General features: G+C 66.9%; 20 protein-coding genes and 1 pseudogene. 7 read left to right on the forward strand and 14 right to left on the reverse strand.

Annotated features, from left to right (window positions below; genetic code table 11):
- The first annotated feature begins 37 nt into the window (after positions 1–37).
- The 4 genes from AKJ09_RS44585 to AKJ09_RS44600 all read left to right on the forward strand — a co-directional run bounded on the left by AKJ09_RS44585 (position 38) and on the right by AKJ09_RS44600 (position 3,690).
- Positions 38–655, forward strand: coding sequence for a response regulator (locus AKJ09_RS44585; RefSeq protein WP_169928382.1), 618 nt, complete (start codon positions 38–40; stop codon positions 653–655).
- A 283-nt stretch (positions 656–938) separates the two neighbouring features.
- Positions 939–1,922, forward strand: a complete 984-nt coding sequence (locus AKJ09_RS44590) for a fatty acid desaturase family protein (protein ID WP_146653943.1) — start codon at positions 939–941, stop codon at positions 1,920–1,922.
- An 8-nt stretch (positions 1,923–1,930) separates the two neighbouring features.
- Entirely contained in the window at positions 1,931–2,596 is a 666-nt protein-coding gene (locus AKJ09_RS44595) for a type III secretion system chaperone family protein (protein ID WP_146653944.1), read from the forward strand.
- 176 nt (positions 2,597–2,772) lie between these two features.
- Positions 2,773–3,690, forward strand: coding sequence for a hypothetical protein (locus tag AKJ09_RS44600; RefSeq protein ID WP_146653945.1), 918 nt, complete (start codon positions 2,773–2,775; stop codon positions 3,688–3,690).
- Positions 3,691–3,890: 200 nt separating this feature from the next.
- Here the strand turns inward: AKJ09_RS44600 and AKJ09_RS56565 are convergent.
- From AKJ09_RS56565 to lon, 8 genes and pseudogenes are all read right to left on the reverse strand, one after another.
- A pseudogene (locus AKJ09_RS56565) lies at positions 3,891–4,052 on the reverse strand (DUF1152 domain-containing protein); the annotation flags it as partial.
- Positions 4,053–4,111: 59 nt separating this feature from the next.
- Positions 4,112–4,732 (reverse strand): hypothetical protein, encoded by a 621-nt coding sequence (locus tag AKJ09_RS44610; protein WP_146653947.1) that lies wholly within the window; start codon positions 4,730–4,732, stop codon positions 4,112–4,114.
- Between the two features lie 6 nt (positions 4,733–4,738).
- Positions 4,739–6,178 carry a sigma factor-like helix-turn-helix DNA-binding protein gene (locus tag AKJ09_RS44615; protein WP_146653948.1) on the reverse strand — a complete coding sequence of 480 codons (1,440 nt, stop codon included), beginning with the start codon at positions 6,176–6,178 and terminating at the stop codon, positions 4,739–4,741.
- 41 nt (positions 6,179–6,219) lie between these two features.
- Positions 6,220–7,128 carry a hypothetical protein gene (locus AKJ09_RS44620; RefSeq protein WP_146653949.1) on the reverse strand — a complete coding sequence of 303 codons (909 nt, stop codon included), beginning with the start codon at positions 7,126–7,128 and terminating at the stop codon, positions 6,220–6,222.
- Between the two features lie 146 nt (positions 7,129–7,274).
- On the reverse strand, positions 7,275–8,417 hold the full coding sequence (locus AKJ09_RS44625) for a pectin acetylesterase-family hydrolase (protein WP_146653950.1): 1,143 nt from the start codon (positions 8,415–8,417) through the stop codon (positions 7,275–7,277).
- Positions 8,418–8,547: 130 nt separating this feature from the next.
- Complete coding sequence (locus AKJ09_RS44630; protein WP_146653951.1) at positions 8,548–10,413, reverse strand: tetratricopeptide repeat protein; 1,866 nt, start codon at positions 10,411–10,413, stop codon at positions 8,548–8,550.
- Positions 10,410–10,952, reverse strand: coding sequence for a hypothetical protein (locus tag AKJ09_RS44635; RefSeq protein WP_146653952.1), 543 nt, complete (start codon positions 10,950–10,952; stop codon positions 10,410–10,412). Before AKJ09_RS44635 ends, AKJ09_RS44630 begins: the two co-directional genes overlap by 4 nt.
- An 11-nt stretch (positions 10,953–10,963) precedes the next feature.
- Complete coding sequence (lon, locus tag AKJ09_RS44640) at positions 10,964–13,345, reverse strand: endopeptidase La (protein ID WP_240488841.1); 2,382 nt, start codon at positions 13,343–13,345, stop codon at positions 10,964–10,966.
- Positions 13,346–13,500: 155 nt separating this feature from the next.
- On the opposite strand from lon, the gene AKJ09_RS44645 reads away from it, so the two are divergent.
- Positions 13,501–14,166 carry a nuclear transport factor 2 family protein gene (locus tag AKJ09_RS44645; RefSeq protein WP_146653954.1) on the forward strand — a complete coding sequence of 222 codons (666 nt, stop codon included), beginning with the start codon at positions 13,501–13,503 and terminating at the stop codon, positions 14,164–14,166.
- Between the two features lie 211 nt (positions 14,167–14,377).
- Positions 14,378–15,160 carry a PA14 domain-containing protein gene (locus AKJ09_RS44650; RefSeq protein ID WP_146653955.1) on the forward strand — a complete coding sequence of 261 codons (783 nt, stop codon included), beginning with the start codon at positions 14,378–14,380 and terminating at the stop codon, positions 15,158–15,160.
- Positions 15,161–15,239: 79 nt separating this feature from the next.
- Here AKJ09_RS44650 and AKJ09_RS44655 read toward each other — a convergent pair whose 3' ends face one another.
- The 6 genes from AKJ09_RS44655 to AKJ09_RS44680 all read right to left on the reverse strand — a co-directional run bounded on the left by AKJ09_RS44655 (position 15,240) and on the right by AKJ09_RS44680 (position 22,042).
- Positions 15,240–15,971 (reverse strand): nucleotidyltransferase domain-containing protein, encoded by a 732-nt coding sequence (locus tag AKJ09_RS44655; protein ID WP_146653956.1) that lies wholly within the window; start codon positions 15,969–15,971, stop codon positions 15,240–15,242.
- A gap of 55 nt (positions 15,972–16,026) precedes the next feature.
- Positions 16,027–16,761, reverse strand: a complete 735-nt coding sequence (gene tsaB / locus AKJ09_RS44660) for a tRNA (adenosine(37)-N6)-threonylcarbamoyltransferase complex dimerization subunit type 1 TsaB (RefSeq protein WP_146653957.1) — start codon at positions 16,759–16,761, stop codon at positions 16,027–16,029.
- Positions 16,762–16,839: 78 nt separating this feature from the next.
- Positions 16,840–18,024 carry an AAA family ATPase gene (locus AKJ09_RS44665; RefSeq protein WP_146653958.1) on the reverse strand — a complete coding sequence of 395 codons (1,185 nt, stop codon included), beginning with the start codon at positions 18,022–18,024 and terminating at the stop codon, positions 16,840–16,842.
- A 66-nt stretch (positions 18,025–18,090) separates the two neighbouring features.
- On the reverse strand, positions 18,091–19,446 hold the full coding sequence (locus AKJ09_RS44670; protein WP_146653959.1) for a cation:proton antiporter: 1,356 nt from the start codon (positions 19,444–19,446) through the stop codon (positions 18,091–18,093).
- Complete coding sequence (locus AKJ09_RS44675) at positions 19,443–20,675, reverse strand: cation:proton antiporter (RefSeq protein WP_146653960.1); 1,233 nt, start codon at positions 20,673–20,675, stop codon at positions 19,443–19,445. The genes AKJ09_RS44670 and AKJ09_RS44675 overlap by 4 nt, the downstream gene beginning before the upstream one ends.
- Positions 20,672–22,042 carry a mechanosensitive ion channel domain-containing protein gene (locus tag AKJ09_RS44680; RefSeq protein ID WP_169928383.1) on the reverse strand — a complete coding sequence of 457 codons (1,371 nt, stop codon included), beginning with the start codon at positions 22,040–22,042 and terminating at the stop codon, positions 20,672–20,674. Before AKJ09_RS44680 ends, AKJ09_RS44675 begins: the two co-directional genes overlap by 4 nt.
- Before the next feature lie 310 nt (positions 22,043–22,352).
- Here AKJ09_RS44680 and AKJ09_RS44685 point away from each other — a divergent pair, with 310 nt between their 5' ends.
- Positions 22,353–23,984: an alkaline phosphatase D family protein gene (locus AKJ09_RS44685; protein ID WP_146653962.1), complete on the forward strand. Its 1,632-nt coding sequence runs from the start codon at positions 22,353–22,355 to the stop codon at positions 23,982–23,984.
- The last annotated feature ends 131 nt before the right edge of the window (positions 23,985–24,115 follow it).

Here is a 24,115-nt window from a genome sequence, read left to right on the forward strand (position 1 = left end):
CGTCGAGCCATGGTAGGCTCCGCGCGATTTGGGTCCCTTGCTTGTAGTCGAGGACGACGAAGGCGCCCGACGGCTCCTCGTTCGGTTCCTCCAGCACCATCGGCCGGTGCGCTGCGCTGCAACCGCCGAAGCGGCGATCAGCGAGATGGGCGCGCACGACGATTGGTCGGGCTTTCTGATCGACGTCGGGCTCGGTCAATGGAACCGCGCAGGGCTCGACGTGCTCGCTGCCGCGCGACGTGTGTTCCCGAGTGTGCCCGCGGCGCTCGTCACCGCGTCGAACGAGCGTGACATCATCAACCGGGCCGCGTCGCTCTCTGCCTCGTTCCTCTGCAAGCCGTTCGGCCCCACGGAGATCGCCGCCTTTCTCGAGCGCGTCACCGCCGCCGAAGCAGGAATCGACGAGCGGCTCGAAGGCCGCCTCTCCGCACTCGCGAGGCGCTGGGACCTCGCCCCCAAGGAGACCGAGATCCTGGCGTGGCTCATCGCCGGACGAACGCGGGAGAACTACCTCGTGCGCAGCGGATCGACGGCCCTGACGTGGCGCGTCCACGTGGGACGCCTCCTCAAGAAGGCAGGCACCGCTCGGACGAGCGACCTGGTGACCGCCGTGCTTCGCGACGAGGCTCGAGCACTCGCGCGCCGGCGCACCTGATCCCACGATTTGCGCGTCGAGCGTGGACTCCGCGTAACGCTCTTCGCGCTGCAATTCTCGGCATGCCGCGAACGCACCTGCGCAGTGATTCCGAGAGGAAATTTGGGAGCCGGGCCGTCCGGCGACGACGCGCGGTCGGGTTCGTGGGCCAATGACCCGAGCACGAACGGATTTCGGACGGTCGTGAAGGCGGGTGGAGGCGTAGGGAACACGGTGGGATGACGAAGAAAAGAGCGCGCGCCTCCTTGCCCCAGAGCCGATAGGCCGCTAAGGCCATACCGCAATGCTGCCGCGGAACCGAGCCGACTACCGCACCCTCCTGTGGGCGATCCTCATGCCCGCTGTCCTCATCGCGCAGTACGCGAATCCGAAGCTGCTGCCGTACCTGTCCTGGCTCTCGTTCTATTTCGCGATGGCGGCAGGAACCATCGCGCACAACCACAATCACTGTCCGACGTTCAAGAACCGTCGGCTCAACTCGTGGTTCGCGACGTGGATCTCCCTCTTCTATGGGTACCCCACGTTCGCCTGGGTTCCGACGCACAACCTCAATCACCACAAGCACGTGAACCGTGCGGGTGATGCGACGATCACGTGGCGCCACACCCCGCGCAACGTTTGGTACATCGCCTTCTCGTACTTCTTCGTCTCGGCCTACTACCAGTCGGGTCCGATCAAGGAGTACATCGCGAAGGCGAAGCGCTCGAACCCGAAGCTTCACCGCCACATCATGACCCAGTACACGATCTGGGGAACGGCGCTCGGCGGCCTGCTCGTCCTCGCGATCACGATGCACGGCTTCGCGCTCGGCACGAAGGTGTGGCTCCTCACCTACGGTGGGCCGTCGCTCTTCGGCATGTACACGATGATGTGGTTCAACTACATGCAGCACGTCCACGCCGACCCGTGGTCGGAGCACAACCACTCGCGTAACATCACCGGCCGCATCTTCAACTTCCTCGTGTTCAACAACGGCCTCCACACCGTTCACCACGAGCACCCCGGCGCGCACTGGAGCAAGCTCCCCGAGCTGCACGCGAAGATCGCCGACCAGATTGACCCCGCCCTGAACCAGCCCAGCTTCTGGTGGTGGGTCATCCGCGGCACCATCATCCCCGCCTTCATCCCGAGCCTCGAGACCAAGCAGATCGGACGCGCCGCGTACGATCCGCCCGAGGGCAACGTCGTCTCGATGAAGGAAAACGGCTCGCTCGTCACCGACTCGGTCGACGCACTCGACGCCGGCAACAACGCTCAGATGGCCTGATCAGAGATATGGCCGCCAAAAAGAACGCAGCAAGCAAGTCCCCGAAGAAGGCGCCGGCCGTGAAGGCGGTGCCTGCAAAGGCCGCGAAGGCGAAGCCGGCGAAGGCGCCCGTCGCCAAGCCGGCAAAGACCGCCAAGGCCAAGCCGGCGAAGGCGCCCGTCGCCAAGCCGGCGAAGACCGCCAAGGCCAAGCCGGCGAAGGCTGCCAAGGCGAAGCCCGCGGGCTCGCAGGGGCTCGACGTCGTTCGCGCCGTGTTCGACGAGCTCGGCTGGACGTACAAGGTCACGACCGACGCCGACGGCGCCTCGGAGATCTTCGTGAACACGCGCGGCACCAACGTGTTCGCCGGCGTGAAGGCAATCCACTACCCGGGTCGCTTCATCGTCTTCGGCGCAGCGCCGTTCTCGGTGCCTGCGAAGTTCCTCGGTGAGGCCTACAAGTTCGTCTCGCACGTGAACAACGCGCTGCAGGACGGCTGCTTGATGGTGCGCGAACCGGGCCCTGCCGAGGTCACCTTCCGCGCCGCCGTGAACTACACGCGGGTCTCCGGTCTCGAACCGGGTCTCGTCACGGGCGTCATCGCCGACCTCGTCGAAGGCGCCAGCGCCACGTTCGCAGGCCTCTCGCAAGTCGCGAAGGGCACGTCCGCCGACAAGGCGTTCGCCGCGCTCTGAGTCTGCATTTCAGGGCGTTCGCGGCTCAGTCGCCGTCACGCCGACCACCACCGAACGATGCCGAGATGCACTGTCGTCTCGGCATCTTCGTTTTGTGCTGCGCGCAGTTCTTGGCCGAGAGCTGACGTTGCACAACGCCGCTTTCTCCGATCGGCGAGGTCCTCTACGCTCGGCGAATGGCTAGGACCACACTGGAAGGACTGGCGAAGAGGCTTCTCGAGAACGAGGACCTCGAGCCTGCCGACTGGCTGTCGGACGACGCCGACGAAGACGCTGGCCGCTTCGTTCCGCACGCGGACCATGGCATCGCCGCGTCGCGCGAGCTGATCGACTACACGAAGCTCGCCGAGGATGGCACCTTCCGCGGGGAGATCGCCTCCATCCTCCACAAAGGAGGGTTCTACTGGGGGATCGCTCCTGTGCGCCTGCCGACGAAGCTGATGTTCGCGCTCCCCGCGGCGAACGTGGTCGCGTTTCTGGCGGGCACGAGCGTGCTCGCATCCGATCCTGACTCCGGCGCGCTCCTCGTCGCCTCGTGGAACGTCGGCGCATCGACGTCGACGGTCGCGTCGTTCCTGTTCGACGACGTCGTTCCCTCGGACCCGACGCCCGGGGACTTCGTCGTCGAGGCGCTCTCCATCGCCGAGCACCTCGAGAGCTATGGCGATCCCGAGGCGCATCCCGAGTCTGCGAATCGCGAGGTGCGCGACCTTGCTCGACTCTATCGCCGCGGCATCTGGCTCGCGCACGTCGTGCAAGACGACGCGGTCGACTCGCGGGACGACCTCGCACGAACGATTCGCGACGCTTCACCGCTCGCGCTCTACGACACCGAACGCGCGCAATTCGACACGCATCCGCACTTGGCAGCGTACTGGCTTCTCTCCCACACGCTCCTCGGCGAAACCAATGCCCTCGTCGACGCGCTCGACCAGACGAGCACCTCGAAGAGCCCGGTGATCGTCGACCTCCGGAAGCGACTCTCGCAGGTCGCGGCGGAGCCGACTCACCTCGAGCAGGTCTTCGCGCAGCGAACACCGCGGCTGAAGGGCAGCGACCTCGCGGAGCTACGACGTTTGGCGAAGGCTCGATAGTCGAGTTTCGGCTCGCACTTCGTTTACGCGGGGATCAGGCGGCGCGCGCGGGTCGTGATGCCGTGCCGGAAGGCCTCGATCGCCGCCGAGACCTCGAACGCGGACTCCGTTCGCTCGATTGCTCCGCGGTAGAGCGTCGGCCTGGTGTTCGCGCGCACCTCGTGCACGCCATCGCCGAGCGCCGTGGCCTCGGTCGCGCCGAGATCGGTGAACGTCAGATTGGCGAGATGAACGGTCTTCCCCATCGCACGCAGCGCGAACGCGATGGGGAGTCCGCTCATGATGTCGAACCCGCCGCCCGCCCCGGCGACGAGCACGCGCTTTGCCGTCTCGAGTCGCTGAAAAAGCGGATTCTGGAGCACGACGCAGGGTCACACGCGCTCTTTCGACGCGCAACTCCCCTCTATGCGTCGGGAGCCCGCTATTGCGTGATGGGAATGTTGTATGCACCGAGCCCCCAGGGCGGGAGCGTCGAGGACCATATGTTCGTTGCGTAGTCGTCGCCATGGGGACAGAGGATGACACCGAATACGGAGTTGTTCCGGGCCCCAACCTGCAACGTACATGGCCGGTCCGATAGCTGCCCCGCGAGCATTAGTGCTCCGGGCGGGACGAGGTAGCTACCTTCCTCGCCCTGATAGCAATCGATGGTCGCGTCCATGACCGTCGTTCCTTCGCTCTTGCACATCAGGTGGAGGCGGTTTCCCTCGAGTGTCGCGGACGATTCATCGGCCTCGACCATGGGCAATGGACCGGTCCCCACAGGACCAGTCGCAACCATGCAGCCCGCGGGGCCGATATCGCGGAGGAGAGCGCTAGTGCCTTTCGTGTACTCCGCACACGCCCCACCGTCCGCCAGGGGCGGAGGGGTCGGTGATCCGTCAGGCACGTCGTTCGGGTCGCCGGCATCGGAGTCGACCGTCAAACCTTGTTTGATATCGCGTTCGAGTGACACGGCGTCGTTGCACGCGAGGGCATTGACCGACGCCGCGAGCGATACGAACACGACCACAGCGAACTTCTCAGGGAGCTTCAGCTTCATATCGATTCATGGCGCGTCGTGGTTCGAATCGATCACGGGCGCGCTGTCGGGGCTCGCAGTTTTTCTCGCGAGTGCAGACCGCACGCGCGTTTCGAGCGGCGTTGCGCTGCGCGATTCGAACACGAACGCAGCGAGTGCCTCGGCGTCGCTCCGACGATCGGAGGCGAGCAACGCTTCGAAGCGGGCGAGCGTGGCTTCGTCGGTGAGCGACGGGTTCGGGAACCGACGGCCGTGTTCGTCGAGGAGGGCGAGTGCCTGGGAGGGTTCGCTCTTGGCCAGCCGCATCGCGCGACCGACGAGCAGAACCTCCTCGGACAGCGGCGGCTGCACGGGGCGCGCGACGGGTGACGCGGGCTCGATGCGATGCTCGACGATCGGTGCGGTCTTGGCGACACGCACCGCCACGTCGTGGGAGGTCGTCGACGGCAGTGACGCGACGTCCACCGAAGGATACTCGAGCTCGATGACCGGGGGCGTGCCGTTCGCCGCCTCGTCGCGCATCGCCGCGCCGGGTAGCGCCGCAGGGACGACCGCAGGAGTTCGGGCGCTGGTCGCGACCGTGGCCACGACAGCGTCGCTCGGCGACGCGCTCGCCGTGGCCAACTTCGGCGGAAGCACGCTCGCTCCCACCGCAATCGCTCCCGCCGCCAGCGCAGAGGCGGCGGTGACGAGGACCTTCGCCGGTGCCACTCCAAGGGCAACCGCATGAGGAACGATCGAAACACTCGGCGCGGCCACGGCGTGTGATGTCCCGCACGCGAGCTTCGTCAGCGAAGTCCCGACGGGAGCCTTGGAAGGCGCGTCGCCGATGCCGGCGGCAACCAACATCGCGACGAACGAGTCCGTCGACGTGCGTGACGATTCGGCGTCGAGCTTTTGCCTCAGGCGCGCCGCAGCCTCTTCGAACTGTTTGCGCCCGCGGCGCAGGCGAGAAGACGCCGTGCCGGTGGCGATGGCGAGCATCTCCCCGATGGCCGGGCACGAGAACCCCTCGAGCTCGTGGAGCACGAATACGTCGCGCGCGGCGTCGTCGAGCTGCGCGAGGACGTCGTCCAACATCGCGCGCTCCTGGGAATCCGCGAACAGCTCCTCGGGCGTCGGTGCGGTCGTTCGAGCGGGGCGCGCGAGCTCTTCGACGCGCGACCGTCGCGTGTCGGAGCGACGAAACTCAGAGGCGACCTTCGCCGACACCTGCACCAGGAACGCTCGTTCCTTGCCCGGGATGACGGCGTCTGCCTTGCGAGAGAACACGTCGAAGACGTGCGAGACGGCCTCGTCGACGCGCGCATGTGCGACACCGAATCGGCGGAGCATCCGCCAAACGAAGACGCGGTGCGTTTTGACGATTCGCGAGAAGCGACCGAGCCCCGCATCGGCTGCAGTAAGCCCTGACGGGGCGTTGGGCCGTCTTTCGGCGTCGTGAACCGGAAGGCGAAGCGTCGACATGGGTTCTTCGACCTTCTATGGCCGATCAGGCACGAAATCGATCATGGGAGCGGAAATGAGAGCCCGACGGCGGCGGATGGCAAAATCGCGCGAAATGCGACGAGATTCGACGCCGTAGGGGTGAGGCGGTAGCCGAGAACCGCCACGTCCAGGAAGAGCTCCGCCTCGAGCACGACCGGACCTACCGACCACCCCACACGCGGACCGAGCCCGGCCGTGAGCCACGCCAACGCACGCGCATCGCCTTCGACGGTTGGCAGGAAGACGCCTGGCGAAAGCCTCCCACACCCGGTGAACGAGAAGGGCTCGCCTCGCGGGCGGCCGAGGCATCCATCGAACGCCAACGTGTACCAGCGATACGAGGCGTGCCCCACGTCGGCTGCCGAGTCGGCGCTCGACGCGAACCTCGCAGCACCGCGAAGCTCGAGCGTCTCTGTCGAGAACGCGAGCGTGACGCCTCCACCGACGGCGGCGGCGCCGACGCCGGTGAAGACGAGGCCATGTGCGCCGATCGCCAAGGGGCCTCGCGTCGGACGCGTCTTTATGGGGGCGACGTTTGCGTCGTTCGTCCTCTCGGGCACGGCGACGCCACTCGACGCGGGCGATGAAGACTTCTCGGCGGAGGACGCAGGCTCGGCGTCGAGCCAGGTGCCGGCAACGAGACCGAACGCATCGCGGAGCTCGTCGCACGACGCCGCCACGAGCGTCCGTTCGTCGGCGCCCGAAGCCCCCTCGAAGCGGGCCTCACCGCGCAGTCGCTCGCCGACGGCGTCAACGGTCAGGCCGACATGGGCCTGCGCATCGTTTCGAACCTGAACCGTTCGGCTCGATGCACCAAGCACGGCCTCACGAAACGCCTCGAGCGAGCAGGCCTTCGACGCGGAGACGTCGATGTCGATCGCGACGACGACGCTATCGAGGTGCGCTTCCGCGACATCCAAAAGCAGCACACGCGACAGCTACCATCCGACGTCACCCACGCCAATCTCGTGGCGACGGAATCCACACGCATCTCGTGGATGGTCGGACGAGCACCGCGCAGGCCCGGTTGCGACTCGACGCCGCAACCGGACGTGTTCGTCCCGCGACGTAAACCTCAGGGCGTGACGTTGGCCCAGTCGGCCGAGTCGCTCGTCTGCGAGGTCAGCCATGCGCTGAGCGTGGTGTTCGCCGCGCCGCTCGTGACGCCGAGGGTGCGAAGCATCGTGTGCTGCTTGCCTTTGACGACGAAGGCCTTGGCGTTGGGTGCGTTGTAGCGGCTCGAGACGATGCCGGTCAGCGCGGTCTGGAACGCCGCCCCGTCGAGGCCGTAGAACTGCGAGATAGTCCCATCCTGATCATAGGAGAGGAGCGAGAACCGGGACTTCGGGTACGTCGTTGCGTAGTAGCTGATCGAAGCCGTGAGGTCGCTCTTGCACTCCGCGCAGCCCGGGGGGAGCGCGCCGAAGAGATCCCACGCGTCGGCCCAATCGGAGAGATAGCCGATCTGATCATTGGGGAACGGCGGCCCCGAGTCGTCGACGAGGTCGACGCGCACGGCCGAGCCGAAGGCCTTGGCCACGCGCCAGTAGTTCACCATCGTGCCGAAACCGCCCGCGCTCGAGCCGGTCACGAAGACACGCGACGCATCGGGAAACGTCGGCGCAATGCGGTTGAGGAAGGCCGCGACGTTGCGACGACCGAAGTGCTTCGTCTTGATGCCGCCGTAATCCTGCTCCTTGTCGCCCGCGTGGACGTCGCCGGTGCAGTACGGGATGTAGACGATGCTGTCGTCTTTGAAGGGGTTCGTGGCCGACGTGCGGTCGAAGATCGTGTTGCCGTCGAACGATTTCTTCTCCGCGACGAACTCGTCCTTGCCGAAGCCGCTCTGGATGTACGTCGCCGTGCCGGCGCTGTAGCACGTGAGCTGGTTCCAGCAGGCGCCGCCGCCTTCGAAGAACAGCACGACGCGCTTGCTCGTGCCGACGTTGATGCCGATGCCGGTCGGCTTGCCGTTCGCGCAGGAAGAATCGGGGAAGTCGACCCACGTCCACTGGTTGGCGACGCCCTCAGTGATCGGGGCGCCCGTGGCGTCACCCGGCACCGGAGCGGTGTCGCCGCCATCGTTGTCGTTTCCCGCATCCGTGCGATCCGACGACGTGCTGCTCGCATTGTCCGAGCTGCTGCACGCGGTCACGAAGACCGATGCCAGTGCGATTCCGATCACGAGACCCACGCGCGAGACGCGACGAACCAACATGGGTCATTCGATTAGGCTACGGCCGTGCATTTCACAACGGCGGCGACGTCTCAAGTCCGGCACGTGCGCGACAACGTACCGACACTGCGCACTCGTACGGACGCGTGACGCATCGCGTGGCTCATCGTCCTCAGGGTCGAGCTACGGCATCGTGCGAGCAGCGCGCGATCATCCGGAGCGTTGCGTCACGACGTCCTCCGGCGGCCCCCTTGAAGGGATCGCTCGGCGATTCGATCTGTGCGCGGACCTTTCCGAGGGCCGTCGCGTCGTTCAGCGCGCACGCGGCGATGGCGCGCTGGCGGAGCGTCTCGCGTTTGATGCGTGCGAAAGGAAGCTCGTCGAGGCGCTCCCATACACCGTCGAGGACCTTGGCCCCGTCTTCGAAGAATCCGCGGCCGATCAGGTTTCTGCCGATGAGATAGCCGGCGAGCGCCGACGGCGCCTTCGCATTCCAGCTACCGAGCTCGACGCCCCCCAGGAAGATGTCGGGGCCTCGCTTCTCGTCCCCCAGCAAGAGCGCACGAACCGACGGCCGGGCGGCCAGATGTCTCGCCCCGTAGGCCTTCACTTCGAGGGTGCGCGCGCCGTCTTCGTCGAGCGAGCGCGCGGCCAGGCCTTCGTAACGCTTCGCGGCCTGCTCGTAGTTGCCGTCGATGAAGTCGGCATCGGCCAGCGCTTCCTCGGCGCGATCGCGGTAGGTGCGAGGAACCTTGTCGCTCTTGGTCATTGCGAGGAGGTCGGCTTCACCCGCCGCCCGATCCCCGTGTCGGCGCTGGACGACCGCGACCGATTGCTGCGATGCAAAGTCGGAGGCGTCCTTCGCGAGGACCTCGCGGTAGAGGCGAATCGCTTCTTCGAAGCGCTGCGTGTCTCGGCACACGTCGGCTTCGTGCCGGAGAGCATCGACGAGGTGCGGGCACTTTCGACCGAAGATCCCAGGGCGGGCGAACTTCGCTTTGGCGAAGCTCTCCGCCTCCTCGGGGAGCGGCACGGTCGCGAGGTATTCGCGAAACGCGCGGTCGAGGGTGGGCCAGTCCTTCCCGGTGAGGGCCGTGAGATCGCCGCCGCCGTACCACTGCCGGACGGTCGCCATTCCTTCGGTCTTCGCGAGCCACTCGATGAACGCGCCGGCGAGCGTGTAGCTCTTCGCCGAGGCATCGCCGAGGAAGCCGAGCGAGAAGACGCGGCCCATGTTCGGCAGCAGCCCGAGCTGCATCATGGCCCGCCCCCATTGCGCGTCGCTCAGGTCTTCGTCGTCGGGCGAGGCGGCGACGGCGATGCCTTCGATGAGGCCCGGGTTCGGCAAGAAACCACCAAGATCGCCGGCGATGCGGAATGGACCGCGACCGAACGTTCCGGCCACGACGTGCGCGAGCTCGTGGCCGAGCACCGGATGCGGATACCCGCCGAGCTGCAGGTACACCTCTTCGCGCCACGGCTTCGCGATGTACGTGTGCGCGGCGCCCATGAGCCGCTTCTTGTCCTCGGCGTCGCGGAAAAAGAAGGCCCGCACGCGCGCCGGCCCCGGCACGCCGAGGGCCATCGAGACGGCCGCGAGCTGCTCGTCGCAATCTTTCACGAGCAGCCTCGCCTCTTGCTCACGCGTGGTCGCGGGATAGACGACATCGCATCGCTCTCCGTGCTTCTCCGCACCGAGATCCGTGGCGATGGAGGCGGCCGTGCTGAAGTGTCCGAGCTTCGTGCCGAAGAGCACGTTCCCCGCGCTCGCCAGCGTGGCAAGGAGCGCGAGCGATGCGAGCGCGCGCGTCCTCGTGGTTCGAAGGTCGAGCACGAGGCCGAAGGGTTTGTCGTCACGACGCTCGAGCACCGAGGCCCACAGCGCCGCTGCACAGATCGTCGCGAACGAGCCAAGCCGGTAGGTCAACATCGCCGGGCCGGGCTCGATCACCGTGTCGTAGAGCGTGCCGCTGAAGTAGCCGACGAACGGATCGAACGCGAAGATCATCGGCGACGAGAAGAATCGCCAAAGGCTCACGACGACGCCGGCGAGCGGCCCCCGAGCGAGAGAAGGACGGAGAGAACCTTGCGACGACGACGACGCGTCACGTGCCCACGGCGGACGAGGGCGCTGACGAGCTCACCGACGAACGCACCCCAAACGCCGCCGACGATCGCGCCAAGCCCGGCGTTGAGCGCGAAGTAGAGGAGCGCGCCCCAGAGCTCGCAGATCCCGACGCGCGCGGCGTGGAACAGCGCCGTCAGTAGCGAAAGCCCGGCGTAAACGATGCCAGCGAGGACACCGCGTCCGACGGACTGGAGCGGTGTTCGGCTCTCGTCGCGCGAGCCCGAGGCATCGAGCGCCGTCGCGATTGCTGCCGCGCTTGGTGCCACGAGGCCCGTGGCAAGCGAGTGCTCGTAGCCCGGGCCTCCGAAGAGCGGCAGGAATCCGATGCCGCCCATCGCGACGACGACGACCGCCGCGCCGAACGCGTACGGTCGTACGTCACCACGTAGCCAGCGCCTCGATCGCCCGAACTTCGACGACGCTCCCGTTCCGTCGGGCGACGAACTCACACGCGACTCGTTCAGGGGTCCGAAGGCTGCGCCGGCGGAGGCTCAGGAGCGGGGGGCGCAGGCGGCGTCTCTTCGAGGACGATGGGAAGGACCTCGTCGACGCGCTTGATGAGGTGGACCTTCATGTGGTCGAGAACGTCCTTCGGGACTTCCTCGAGGTCCTTCTCGTTGCGGCTCGGCACGAGCACTTCCTTGATGCCCGCGCGGTGTGCCGCGAGGAGCTTCTCCTTGATGCCGCCGACAGGGAGTACGGCGCCGCGGAGCGAGATCTCGCCCGTCATCGCCACTTCCTTACGGACCGCGGCTTGGAGAAGGAGCGAAGCGACGGCCGAATACATCGTCACGCCGGCCGAGGGTCCGTCCTTCGGGGTTCCGCCCTTCGGGACGTGGAGGTGCAGATCGATCGTCTTGAGGAACTCGGGATCGAGCCCGAGCTGCGCGGCGTGGCTGCGGACGAACGACATCGCCGCGGCGGCCGACTCCTTCATGACGGACTTCAGGTTGCCCGTGATGACGATCTCCCCTCGCCCCGGCATCTTCGATGCCTCGATGAAGAGGATGTCACCGCCCGAGGGCGTCCACGCGAGGCCCGTCGCGACGCCCGGCGAGCTGGTGCGCTCGGCGAGCTCCGGCGTGTACTTCGGAGGACCGAGGACGATCTCGGCGAACTCCGAGTTGCACGTGAGGCGAACGTCTTCGCCTTCGGCGAGGCGCATGGCCACGTGACGACACACCGCGCCGATCTCGCGCTCGAGACCACGAACGCCCGCTTCACGGGTGTAGCTCTCGATGATCGTCTCGAACCCCGAGTCTTCGAAGGTGAGGCGTTCGTCGGTGAGGCCGTGCGAGGAGAGCGCCTTCGGGGCGAGGAACTCCTTCGCGATCATCTTCTTTTCCGCGCGCGTGTAGCCCGGAACTTCGATGACCTCGAGGCGGTCCCAGAGCGGGCCCGGGATCGTCTCGGCGTTGTTCGCGGTGGCGAGGAAGGTGATCTGCGAGAGATCGAACGGCGTGTCGATGTAGTGATCCTGGAAGGTGCCGTTCTGCGCGGGGTCGAGGACCTCGAGCAGCGCGGCAGCCGGATCGCCCATCATGTCGACACCGAGCTTGTCGATCTCGTCGAGGACGAAGACCGGGTTCTTCACACTGACCTTCTTGAGGCCCTGGATGATTCGACCCGGGAGCGCGCCGACGTACGTGCGGCGGTGACCGCGGATCTCGGCCTCGTCACGCACGCCGCCGAGCGCGATGCGGTGGTAGCGGCGACCCATGGAGCGCGCGATCGAGCGGCCGAGCGAGGTCTTGCCGACGCCGGGCGGTCCGATGAAGCAGAGGATCGGGCCCTTCTTGTCCGCGCGAAGCTTGCGCACGGCGATGTACTCGACGATGCGCTTCTTCACCTTCTCGAGACCGAAGTGATCTTCGTCGAGGCAGCGGCGCACGTCGGCGGGGTCGAGCAGGTCCTTCGTGGTCTTGTTCCACGGCAGGTCGGCGAGCCACTCGAGGTACGTGCGCGTGACGTTGTACTCGGCCGACTGCTGCTGCATGCCGGCGAGACGCGAGAGCTGCTTCTTCGCGATCTTCATCGCGTCTTCGGGCAGCTGCGCCAGACGAATGCGGTCGCGAAGCTCCTCGACGTCGTCCTCGTCGGTCTCGCCGAGCTCCTCGCGAATGCTCTTCATCTGCTGGCGCAGAATGAGCTCGCGCTGGTTCTTGCCCTCGTCGGCGACCATGCTCGAGATCTCCTTCTTCACGCGGAGAAGCTCGAGCTGCTTGGTCACGAGAGCGAGCACGATGCGAACGCGCTCCTTCACGTCGAAGGTGGCGAGTACCTTCTGCTTGTCGGCCACGCCCACGCTGTCGATCGTGAGGTTCGACGCGATGAGGTCGGCGAGGGCGCCGCTCTCCCGGACGTTCTCGAGAATGCCACTCGTCTCCTTGGGGAGATTCGGCATGAGGTTGAGGAGCTCGCGTGTTCCGTCGCGGAGCTGCGCGCCGAGGTCGTCGAGCTCCGCATCGCGCTCGAGGTCTTCGGCGATGCGCCGAACCTTGGCACGCATGTAGGGCTCGAGGCCGACTTTGCCGGCCAAGCGCAGGCGCGAGAGGCCGTGGAGCACCACCGAGTAGTTCGACGGTCCGAGGCGGATGACCTTCACGACGCGGGCGACCGTGCCCACGTCGTAAATCTCCTCGAAGCCGGGCTCGTCCACGTCGGCGTCGCGCTGGCTGACGATGCCGACGACGGCGCGGTCTTGGCCCAGCAGATCCTCGACGAGGCGCACACTGCGGGCACGGCCGACGTTGATCGGCACCACGCTCGCAGGGAACACGACGCTGTTGCGAAGCGGGAGAATCGGAAGAGTTTCGAGATCGGAGCGCGGATCCTGGGTCACGATCGTCCTCTATAGTTCAAGAGCCAAGGTACCGCGGATGATTCCCTCCGCGCGGAAAAACGAAGTCTCGGCGGCTTGGACGTCGCGCACGCACGCGCCCGCGGTCCTCGCTCCTTGGCCTGGAGCGTGGTAGTCCTCCGTCCCGTATGTCCGCCATGAGCTGGAAGGCCGCATTGGGCATTGCCCTCGCGTGCGCTGCATGTGCAGCATGCGGGCCTCCCAGAGCGGAGGATCCGCAGTCCGTGCTGCGCTCGTATTCCGTTGCGCTTCAAGAGGGCCGCGCCGACGACGCGTACCGCATGCTCAGCGAAGAGGCTCGCCGCGGGATCTCGCTCGAAGCGTTCCGTCGGATGGTCAAGGACAACCCCGCCGAGGTGCAGGAGATCGCCCGAGCCCTTGCGCGGCCGACCGCCACACCCGTCGTGACGGCCACGGTGACGAGCTCGAACGGCCAGGAGCTTCAGCTCGTGCTCGAGAACGGTCGCTGGAAGGTCGAAGCCACGGCGATCGATCTCTACGCGCAGGACACGCCGCGTCACGCCATCCAAGGCTTCATCCGAGCGGTGGAGCGAAAGCGTTACGACATCGTCCTCAAGTACGTTCCCGATTCGCACAAAGAGGGGCTCGACGCGGCCAAGCTCAAGGCGGCCTGGGAGGGCAACGACAAGGACGAGATTCAGCAGGTCATCGCCGGCCTCAAGCAGGCCCTGCCGAGCAGCTCGCCCGAAGAAACCGGGGACCGGGCGACCATGGCTTACGGTGACCGGACGATTCAGCTCGTCCGTGAGCGCGGACTGTGGAAGATCGAGGATTTCGACTGAGCGCCAGCGTTCGGCACCTTCACGAATTCCACGTAGCCCTGCATTCTGTCGGCACGCTTGGTAACTCGGCTTCAGGCCCGCATTTTCGGGATCCGGCCTAGTCCCGAAGCGACGCCCCCCGCGCGCCCCCTGCATTTTGGGGCCACAACACGAAAGTATTGATTCGACGCTGGCTGGCCCCCGTCCAACCGCTACCCCTCTGGAGAGCCTGATGCGAAAGCTTTTCGTTCCCTTTGCCTTCCTCGCTGGAACCACTGCCCTCGCGTGCAGCATCCAGGTTGGCACCAACAAGCCGGCCAACCAGCCGGCGCAGCAAGCTGCCGCCACGCCGTCGACCGTTGCGCCCAAGACCTCGCCGGCGCCCGTCCCCACCCCGAAGGTCACCGGAACGCCGATTGGCGCTCTCCGCTTCCGCCGTCCCGGCGTGACACCCACCCTGCCGTCGGGTACGGCAACGGCCCCCGCCGGTTCGGCGACGGTTCCGACCACGCCCGGCACGCCCGCCATCATGACCGGGACCAACGCGTTCGGTTCGGGCACGGCCGATATGAACGGCTTCGCCGGCTACGTCTTCCCGCTCCCCGCCGGCCACACCAAGCTCCCCGACCTGACCACGATGCAGCCGACCGGCGTGCTCTTCGCGCAGACGCTGAACGTCACCCAGCGCGCGATGACCGGCGGCTTCCCCGGCATCGACGCCACCCGCAACGAGAACTTCGCCATCCACTGGGAGGCGCCGCTCGTCGTCGACAACGAGGCGGACTACACGTTCCGCATCTCGTCGGACGACGGCTCGATCCTGAAGATCGACGGCATGACGATCGTCGACAACGACGGCAACCATGCGCTCGCCGAGAAGAGCGGCCCCGTTCACCTCGTGAAGGGCACGCACGCGATCACGGTCGACTACTTCCAGACGACCGGCAACGTCGCGCTGCAACTCTTCTGCAAGCGCGGTACGGAAGCCGAGATCGTCTGCCCGACCAAGCTCTGATTCGCTTCGAAGCCCGGCTCTGACGAGGAGATGGCGGACTATTCCGCCATCTTGTTGATGTCCCCCAAGACTGGCGGGTTCATCCCGCCATCTTGTTGATGTCTTCAATGGCCTTCGCGAGCACGCTCGTGAGGGCCACGTGAGCCGCCTGCGGCTCGTCGCTCGCGCGCTGCACGGGTGACAGATCGACGCCGTAGGTCTCGCCGATCTTCGCGAGCACGGTGGCGAGATCGGGCGAGACGCGAATGCCTTTCAGCGCGAGCAGCGCATGGAAAGTGCCGCGCACCTGACGGACCTTGCGGTTGACCGCACCGCCAATGGCCTCACGCGCGCCGAGCGCGTCGGTGACCGCACGGCGAAGCCGAAGTTGCGCTTCACGGAGCTCTTGCTCGATGCGCAAGCGTCGATAGGTGTCATGCACCTCGACGGTCGCGAACGGATCGCGCCCGGAGAGCAGAATGTGGCGCTGCTTGATCTCGTCGTAGAAGAGCGGAAAGACGTCGCTCGCACCGGCGATCTCGTCTTCGGTCACGATGATCGCCTCGATGCGTGCGGCGTAGCGGGCACGCTGCAGGGTGTCACCGATGGCTTCGAGCTTCTCGAAGCTCGGATCGACGACGACCACGATCGCGTCGACACCGCTCTCACCGACCCGGTACTCGCCACGCGCGACGCTACCGTGGAGGATCACGCCGACGAGCTCCGAGCCGAGCACCTTCACGAGGTCTTGGTTGAACTCGTCGAGCCGCGCACGGATGTGCACCGGCAGAGCGGCGAGCGCCTTCTGGTCCTGACCCGTCCTCTCCGTCATGTCCTTCGCGTCCATCGTGAGGCGGTCGCCGCACGAGGTAAAGTCGAACCGACCATCAGGTTCGCGGCGGAAGCGACGCGGCCTTCGGGACCGTGATTTCCGGGGGCCTCACGTACGCCGGCTCGAGGGCGTCGGGATCGGTTGCGGGCTTTCGACGCGCGGCGAGCGCGATGCCGCGGGCATGGGAGAGCGCATGGTCTCCTTCGGTGAGGCGGGCGATCCGGATCCCCGGCGGCGCTTCCCACGCAAGACGGCCCGCCCCCTCGCCGACGAGAAGGATCTCCGTCATCGGCAGACCGGCACGCTCGGCGTGCTCCGAGATCCACGCGAGCGTCGTCTCGGGCTTCATGCATGACGGCTCGCCCAGCGCCCGAAGCTCGGCGCCCGTCCCCGCCCAGACCTGCACGAACACCTCGCCTCGAATCGCCTCGATGACGGGAACGACGAGGCGCGTCCCCTGCTCTGCAGGATTCGCGGCGTCGGCGAGTGTCGCCATCGCTTCGAGCGAGCCCACGCCCACGAGCTCGGCGCCGGTCCCGAGGATGATGCCCTTGACCGTCGAGACACCGATGCGAACGCCCGTGAAGGATCCGGGCCCGATGCCGACGGCCCAACGCTGAACGTCGCCCGGCTTCCACCCGGCGCGCCGAACGAGCTCGTCGAGCATGGGGAGCAGGGATTCACCATGCGCGTTGGACACGCGACGAGCTTCCTCGGCCACCAGCCTGTCGCCGTCGTAGAGCGCGACCGAGCCGAGAGCCGTCGAAGTGTCGAGCGCGCAAACCTTCATTGCGAGCGCTTCTCTAGCACCAAGCCACGCGAGCGACGCCGCAAACGCGAAACTCCAGAGCTCGGTCCTTTGGAGAGCTCAGAGCTGGGCGAAACGACCACTGCGGAACGCGGCTTCCAGGAGCTGATCGACGCGCTGGACGAGCTCGGGAGCGCGCGGGTCCGGCGATGCGCCGAGTGCGGCTTTGATCTCGTTCAGGGCCTTCAGCTGACTGAAAAGCTGGACGTCGGAGAGGCCGCCGCCGCCCGTCAGAACCTGACGGACGCGATCGATCTCGCCGGCGAGCGCCTCGATTCCGATGCCCGCGGCCCCGACGCGACGTGCGTTCGGATGATCGCGGTAGTGCGCCTCGAGGACCGGGGTGACGATCGACTCGAGGATCGCGGCCTGATCTTCGTTGTTCCAGATGTGCTTGAGCACGAAGAAGTCGCTCGCATCCGGCTGCTGGCGGCCGTCGAGAAATGCGCTCGCCGCGAACAGCTTGAGCAGCTTGACCACGCGGCGGTCCGACAGGCTCACGCCTTCGGCGCGGATCTGGAAAACGAGGCCCTTGTACTGGCTGAAGAACTCCTCGGTGAACCGCATGCGCTGCGCGAACGCGCGATGCAGCTCCTGGATCTCCGCGGCCGACGCGAGCGGCTGAATCGGCGCGTCGGTGAGGGCCATGATCTCGTGCTGGACCCCCTTCGTCAGAAGGTCCTGGAAGTGGTAGGCGTCCAGATTGTCCGACCGGATTCGGAGCAGGAAGCGGTCGAAGATGGCCGTGAGCGTCTCGTCGGTCGGAACCTCGTTCGAGGCACCGAAGCACGAAAGCAACGGGCAGCGCATGACGACGCCGCCCGACGTGTAGCGACGCTCGTTGAGGAGCGTCAGCAGCGCGTTCAAGATCGCCGAGTTCGACTTGAACACCTCGTCGAGGAAGACGACTTCCGCCGTGGGAAGCATGTTCTCCACGCGACGCTGGTACTTGCCTTCGCGGAACGCCGCGATGTCGACCGGTCCGAAGATCTCGTTCGGCTCGGTGAAGCGCGTCAGCAGGTATTCGAAATACTGCGCGTGGATGAGCCTCGCGAACATCCGGATGAGGGCGCTCTTGGCCGTACCCGGTGGACCGATGAGGACCGCGTGCTCGCCCGCGACGACCGCGATCAGCAGTAGGCGGATGACTTCGTCTTTACCGAGAAAGCGCGATTCCAGCGTGCGCGCGATCTGACCGAGACGGATCGGAAGAGCTGCGGCAGCGGCGCCCTGCGTCTGAACCATGGGGAGGTCTCACGCTATCAAAGTTTCGCGCCTGTCGTGCACGACGTGCGCTTCCGGGGCCGCCCTTCAGCCGGGCGACGCCTCTTCCGCATCCGAAAGCGACGGGCTCGGGGCCTGCGTCTCTTTCGTCCGGTCGAGGGCGAACTTGAAAAGAACCGGGCCCACGAGCTCGTTGATGGCCACGCACGCGAGCGCGATGTCGCGGAAGCCCGCTCCGAACGACGGGAACTGCCGCACGATCGTCGACGCGATGCCCAATGCGACACCCGCCTGGGAGATGAGCGGTGACCAGCCCCAGGTGCGCACGGCGGGCCCGTCCTTCGCGATGCGACTCGCAACCTTGCCGTTCATGAACGTGATCAGCGCACGCGTGCCGGTGAAGAGCACGGCGATGGGCCAGAACTCGCGGAGAAGCGGCACGTTGAGGTGCGCACCGGCGCCAGCGAAGAAGATGACGTAGACGATGCCGCCCGTCTCCTCGATGGCATGAAGGAACTTCTCACCCTGCTTCGACAGATTCTGGACGACGAATCCGGCGACGAGAAACGTGAGGAGCGGCTCGAGCGAGAGGTAATGAAGCACCTCGGTGGCGCCGAAGCCGAGCGCGATCAGAACGACGAGCAGCTGCTTTCCGATGACCTTCAGGTAGGCGGCCAGGAGCAGCCCGAGGGTGGTCCCCATCGCCACGGACCCGAGAATCTCGTGTCCCAGGTTGCCGAACGCCGCAAACGACAGCGCGACGCCCGGCTCCACCATCGGACGGGCGATCGTGAGCACGGTGGCCAGCACGACGACGACGACGACGTCGCTCGCCATGACGAAGGAGAGCGTGAAACGCGCGAGTGGGCCGCTCGCTCGAGTCTGCGAGAGAATGCCGAGCGCGGCCGAAGGGCTGCGCGTGATCGACACGACGCCCCAGAGTAGGCCCACGCCGAGGATGCCCATGGCCGGCATGTCGCGAACGAAGGCCGGCTTGGCGAAGACGAAGACGGCCGTAGAGAGAGCGAGCCCGACGAACGTCTGGATGATCGTGGCGACGACGAGGCCCTTGAGGCCGTCTTTGAGCGACGAAAGACGCAGCTCCGCGCCACCGGCGAGCGCGATGAGGGCGATCGCCAGCGAGTTGACCGCTTCGAGGCGGTCCGCCGACTGGTGATCGATGATGTGCATCACGTACGGGCCCGCGATGATGCCTGCGAGCAGGTACCCCGTGAGGTGAGGAATGCCGACGACCTCCACGAGCTCGCTCATCAGCGTGCCCGCGAGCAGCAAAAAACCGAGGGCACCGAGAATGGCCGCGCCGCCACCGAACGACGGAATGATGCGCGTCGCGCCGTACCCGATGAGGAACACCATGCCCAGGCTGAACGCGTCCATCGCGTGCCCGAGCCCCGTTTTGCCGTGCTTCTTCGCGCCGCTCACGTGACCGCTCCCTTCTGCGAGGTGGGCTCGACCGCATCGGGCACCTCGCCGAGATGCGTGAGCAGTCGCTTGAGCGCCAACGTCGATACGAGCTCACCGAGGACGGCCGAAGCCATGGCCGCGAGAAGCAGCGTGTCGCCGACCGGTCCAGGAAAACGAAGCGCGAAGACGAAGCCGCCGCTGATCGTGAAGGGCCCCGAGGCGAGCAGCACGATGCCGAGCCACGGTCCCGCGGGACGCGCCGCCGGCACGAAGACGCGGAAGAGCAACCCGGACACGAGCTTGCCGGCGATGCGTGCGAGCAGCACGAGCGCGATGACACCGAGCAGCAGGCGATTTTCGATGGCTGGCCTCGGGTCGAGCCAGGCGCCGGCAAGAAGGAGCATCGGGAGAAGGACGGCGCGCTCCGTCGAGCCCACCATGCGCCGGAGAATGCGCCGGCTCGGCGACACGGCCGCGAGCGCGATGCCCATCACGAACGTGACGAAGATCGAGCAGAGGCCGAAGCGCTCGGCGGTGCCCACGCCGAGCAGCAGCGTGCCGATGAGCGCGCCCCACACGGCGTAGCCCTCGGCCCCTCGAAGGAGCAGCGCGGTGACCGTGCCGAGGAGGGCGCCGAGCGCGAGGCTGACGCCGAACCAACCGACGGCCGGGAGATGCACGGTCGTCGACGCCGTCGGCACGAGCGTGAAGATTGCGCCAGCGGCAACGAGCGGAGCAAAGTCGTCGGACGAGGCGACCTCGACGAGGAGCGACGAAACGGGCCCCTTGGCATTCCAGCGCGCCGCCACCCATTGCACGGCAAAGCGCGTGGTCTCGGCGGTGACGACACCGGCGCCTGCGGCGAGGACGATGCCGCCCGTCGCGTCGACGCCGTCGATCTTCGCCGTCGAGAGCATGCGGTGAACGGCAAGCGCGACGATCACGCCGGTGAGAAGCGCGCAGCCGATGCCGAGAAGCATCGAGCCGACGCGCACGCGCCGCCCTTCGACGCGACCGAAGTCCAGGCCGACCATGAAGGCTAGCCAACCGAGCGACACCTGCACGACGGGGGCAAACTCGGCGATCATCGATCGCTCGAGGAGCCCGAGCGCGTGAGGCCCGACGAGGAACCCCAGGCCCACGTATTCGACGCCCGAAGGCAGGCCCCGCGCGGCCTTGCCGCCCACAATCAGGCTGCCCAGGTAGGACAGCAAGAGCAGGCCCATCAAGAGCGCAATCGCGCTCACGTCCGTGCAGCTCCGTCGCTCGAGCGCCCCTCGCGGGCCTCCGCCGCGCGTCCGATCGGCGCGCGACCGAGGCCGACGCCGATCTTGGCGAGCCCGTCTTGGACTGCGCGCGAGAGCGAAACACCGTCGCGCGAAGCTGCACTCGTGATGCGCCAGTGAGCGCCCGCGCCGTCGAGGTACAGGAGCTCCACCTTCCCTCGCGCGCTCAGCTGACGAGCGGCCTCGAGGAGGACGCGCTCGACCTCGTTTTGCGGGGCCATTCCGTCGACGACGACGTCGAGGGCGGAAAGCGGTGCGTGTCTATGGACGCGCGTGGGGTGGAACAGGCCGAGCAGGTGCGGAACGCTGACCACGGAGAGAACGTCGTCTTCGACGCGAACGTCGAGCAGCGTCACGTCCACCACGCGCCCCGCGCGCCCGCCGACTTCGACGAGGTCGCCCTTCTTGAAGCGCTGGCTGAAGACCACCGTCACGCCGACCGCCGCCGACGCCGCGAGCGGCGTGCACGCGAGGGCTACGGCAAACAGCGCCACGAGGCCGACGCGCGAGAGCGCTCCGTCGGACTCGCCCGTGATGAGCGGCGAAGCGACGACGAGGGCAACGACGATGATACCGAAGCGAACGAGGGCGCTCGTGGGCCGCGCGAGCTCGCGCGGCAGCCAGGTGATGCGCGTCTCACCGCGCGTGACGCTGTCGAAGAACAGCCCCACGAAGCGCACGAGCACGCTGACGGAGAAGACTGCGATGCCCGCGACGACCGCGACCGGCAGCGCACCGCTGACGCGCTCCGCCAAGCTGTAGAGCGGCTTGATGACGAGCCCCGTGAGGCGCTCCGTGTAGCCGTGCGTCGCGTCGAACAGCGAGAGGCCGAAGATCAGCCAGCCGTAGGCAATCGCGACCTGGAGCAGGCGATAACCGAGCGTGAGGGCGATCGAGAGCGCGCCTCTTGCAGCGCCTGCGCTGACAAACTCGATCTTCCCGAGCCGAACCGCGGTCACGCGCTCGGGATTGTCCGCGAGCGATCCGCGAAGGCGCCCTGCGAGCTCGGATGCGCGTCCGAGGAGCAAGAAGGCGATGAGCGCCGAGAAGACGAGCAGCGAGAACGAGAAGACCGTCTTCGCGATCGCGCTTCGTTTCCGTTCGGTCGAGATCGCGTCGCCGAGGCGCGTGTTGACCTGCGCGGCGAGAACCGAAAGGCTCGCCTCGCCGGACGCCTCCACGTCTTCCGGCCCGAGGGTGAGCACGGGCGTCTTGGCGACGTAGATGACCGCCGTGCCCTGCGTCTCCTCGAAATGGGTCTCGCCGATGTCCTCGGGGTGGGCCAGGAGCGCATCGATGGCGAGCGTCGCAGCGCGCGCTCGATCCACCGGGCCCCGTCCACCGCGCGAGGCGCGTACGACGAGCACCGATTTGTCGTGAACTCGGACTTCACCAACCTGGGGTTTCGCTGGCGCGGCCGACGATGCCGGCGTCGATGACGACGCGGCCGAAGACGGCGCGGGCAATGCTCCCGAGTTGACTGCCGAGGGTCCGGCCGAGGCAGCCACTGCAACCGCACTGGGTGCGGGTGAGTGATCCTCGGCAAGTGCAGACCGTCCCCATCCGAAGGCGGCGAGTGTGACGCAGATAACGACCAGCGCCCACAAGCGCGGCTTCCACACGTGGTAATAGCCCCGCATGCGCGAGCAACGACGCTATCCGATCGTTCGCGGTCCGTCACCGCTTCGGTTCGATCGTCGCACTTTGCTATCGGGGGTGCTGGGTGCGCTGGCGACCAAGGGCGTCACGAGTGCGCTCGCGCTTTCGGGAGGCGCAACGAGCGGTTGCAGCCCTGGAACGCGGCAAGTTCGAGGGCGATCGTCGCGGACGGGCGCGCCCGAACCGTCGTGGGGACTGCAGATCGGAGACGTGACCGACAAGAGCGCGGTCGTATGGAGTCGGTCCGATCGGCCTTCCCACATGGTCGTGCAATGGTCGACCTCACCTTCCTACGCCGCCGCCGTGACGCGCGAGGTCCGAGGCGCCCTCGCCGACGCCGACGGCGACTTCACCGCCAAGGTCCGGCTGCCCGACCTTCCGTCCGACACGCGGCTCTTCTGCCGCGCGCGCTTCGACGCCGAGCGCTCGTCTCCGTGGATCGAAGGAGCGTTCTCGACGGCGCCGGCGGAGAACGAGGCGCGCGACGTGGTGTTCGCGTGGTCGGCGGACACCAACGGGCAAGGTTGGGGCATCGATCCTTCGCGAGGAGGCATGCCGGCGTTCAGCGCCCTTCTCGATCGAGCGCCGGACTTCTTCGTGAGCTGTGGCGACGCGATCTATGCGGACGATCCGATCCCCGAACGACTCGCGCTCCCCGAGGGCGGCTTCTGGCAGAACGTGGTGACGCCGGCCAAGTCGCACGTTGCCGAATCGCTCGACGACTTCCGCGGCGCCTTCCTCTACCCGCGGCTCGCCCCTCAGGTGCGCGCGCTGTCCGCGAAGGTGCCCCTCTTCGCTCTGTGGGACGACCACGAAGTCCGCAACAATTGGTTCCCCGGGCAGGAGTTCGACGATCCCGCCTATCCCCACGAACACCGTGTCGACGTGCTCGCGGCACGGGCACGTCGAGCGATGTGGGAGCACACCCCGACGCTTCGCGATCCCCGCGCGCCGATGTATCGCTCGGTCCGCTGGGGAGCTCGGCTCGAAGTCTTCACGCTCGATGGTCGCTCCTACCGCACGCCCAACGAGCCCGTGCCCCCCGTCGAGCGATTCCTCGGTGACGAGCAGCTCGCGTGGCTCGCCGATGCAGTCGCGCGCTCGACGGCAACCTGGAAGGTCATCGCGTGTGACATGCCGATCGGCCTCGTCGTCTCGGAGCCGTCGAAGACGGGGAGCGGTCAGGCGTTCGACGGCATCGCCAACGACAATGGGCCACCGAAGGGGCGCGAAAAGGAGATCGCGCGCCTCCTCGGTATCTTCGCGGAGCGACGTGTGCGCAACGTGGTTTGGATCACCGCGGACGTGCACTACGCCGCCGCGCATCGTTACGATCCGTCGCGCGCTGTTCCCGGCGCCCTGCCCTTCTCCGAGTTCGTGGCAGGACCGATGCACGCCACCTCCTTCTCGAGAAAGCCGTTCGACGACAGCTTCGGCCCCGAGCTGATCTGGGCATCGGCGGACTGGAACACGCCGTTCGGATCGCCCGCGTCCGGCGAGCAGTACTTCGGTGTCGTCCGAATCGACGGACGGACTGGAACGCTGACCGTCACGCTGGTCGACGCACGCGGTCGCGATCTCCACGTGACCGTCCTACGTCCCGATATCTGACCATTCGATCGTCCACCTGGTTCAACGGTGCACCTGGATCGGCGGCCCACGGTCGCGCGCGAGGGTGTCCACCGCAAGGGATGGTGCCTCGACGCCCCAACCCACAAAACCCAGGCTTCTGAGGCCGTTCC

The sequence above is a fragment of the Labilithrix luteola genome, from assembly GCF_001263205.1.
Classification (GTDB): Bacteria; Myxococcota_A; Polyangia; order Polyangiales; family Polyangiaceae; genus Labilithrix; species Labilithrix luteola.

Coding starts and splice junctions, on each gene's coding strand:
- AKJ09_RS44615 (WP_146653948.1), bottom strand. CDS start 6,178: ATGTCGACGCTTCGCCTTCCGGTTCACGACGCCGAAAGACGGCCCAAC.
- AKJ09_RS44655 (WP_146653956.1), bottom strand. CDS start 15,971: ATGACGGAGAGGACGGGTCAGGACCAGAAGGCGCTCGCCGCTCTGCCG.
- tsaB (WP_146653957.1), bottom strand. CDS start 16,761: ATGAAGGTTTGCGCGCTCGACACTTCGACGGCTCTCGGCTCGGTCGCG.
- AKJ09_RS44590 (WP_146653943.1), top strand. CDS start 939: ATGCTGCCGCGGAACCGAGCCGACTACCGCACCCTCCTGTGGGCGATC.
- AKJ09_RS44595 (WP_146653944.1), top strand. CDS start 1,931: ATGGCCGCCAAAAAGAACGCAGCAAGCAAGTCCCCGAAGAAGGCGCCG.
- AKJ09_RS44600 (WP_146653945.1), top strand. CDS start 2,773: ATGGCTAGGACCACACTGGAAGGACTGGCGAAGAGGCTTCTCGAGAAC.
- AKJ09_RS44610 (WP_146653947.1), bottom strand. CDS start 4,732: ATGAAGCTGAAGCTCCCTGAGAAGTTCGCTGTGGTCGTGTTCGTATCG.
- AKJ09_RS44685 (WP_146653962.1), top strand. CDS start 22,353: ATGCGCGAGCAACGACGCTATCCGATCGTTCGCGGTCCGTCACCGCTT.
- AKJ09_RS44665 (WP_146653958.1), bottom strand. CDS start 18,024: ATGGTTCAGACGCAGGGCGCCGCTGCCGCAGCTCTTCCGATCCGTCTC.
- AKJ09_RS44625 (WP_146653950.1), bottom strand. CDS start 8,417: ATGTTGGTTCGTCGCGTCTCGCGCGTGGGTCTCGTGATCGGAATCGCA.
- AKJ09_RS44645 (WP_146653954.1), top strand. CDS start 13,501: ATGAGCTGGAAGGCCGCATTGGGCATTGCCCTCGCGTGCGCTGCATGT.
- AKJ09_RS44650 (WP_146653955.1), top strand. CDS start 14,378: ATGCGAAAGCTTTTCGTTCCCTTTGCCTTCCTCGCTGGAACCACTGCC.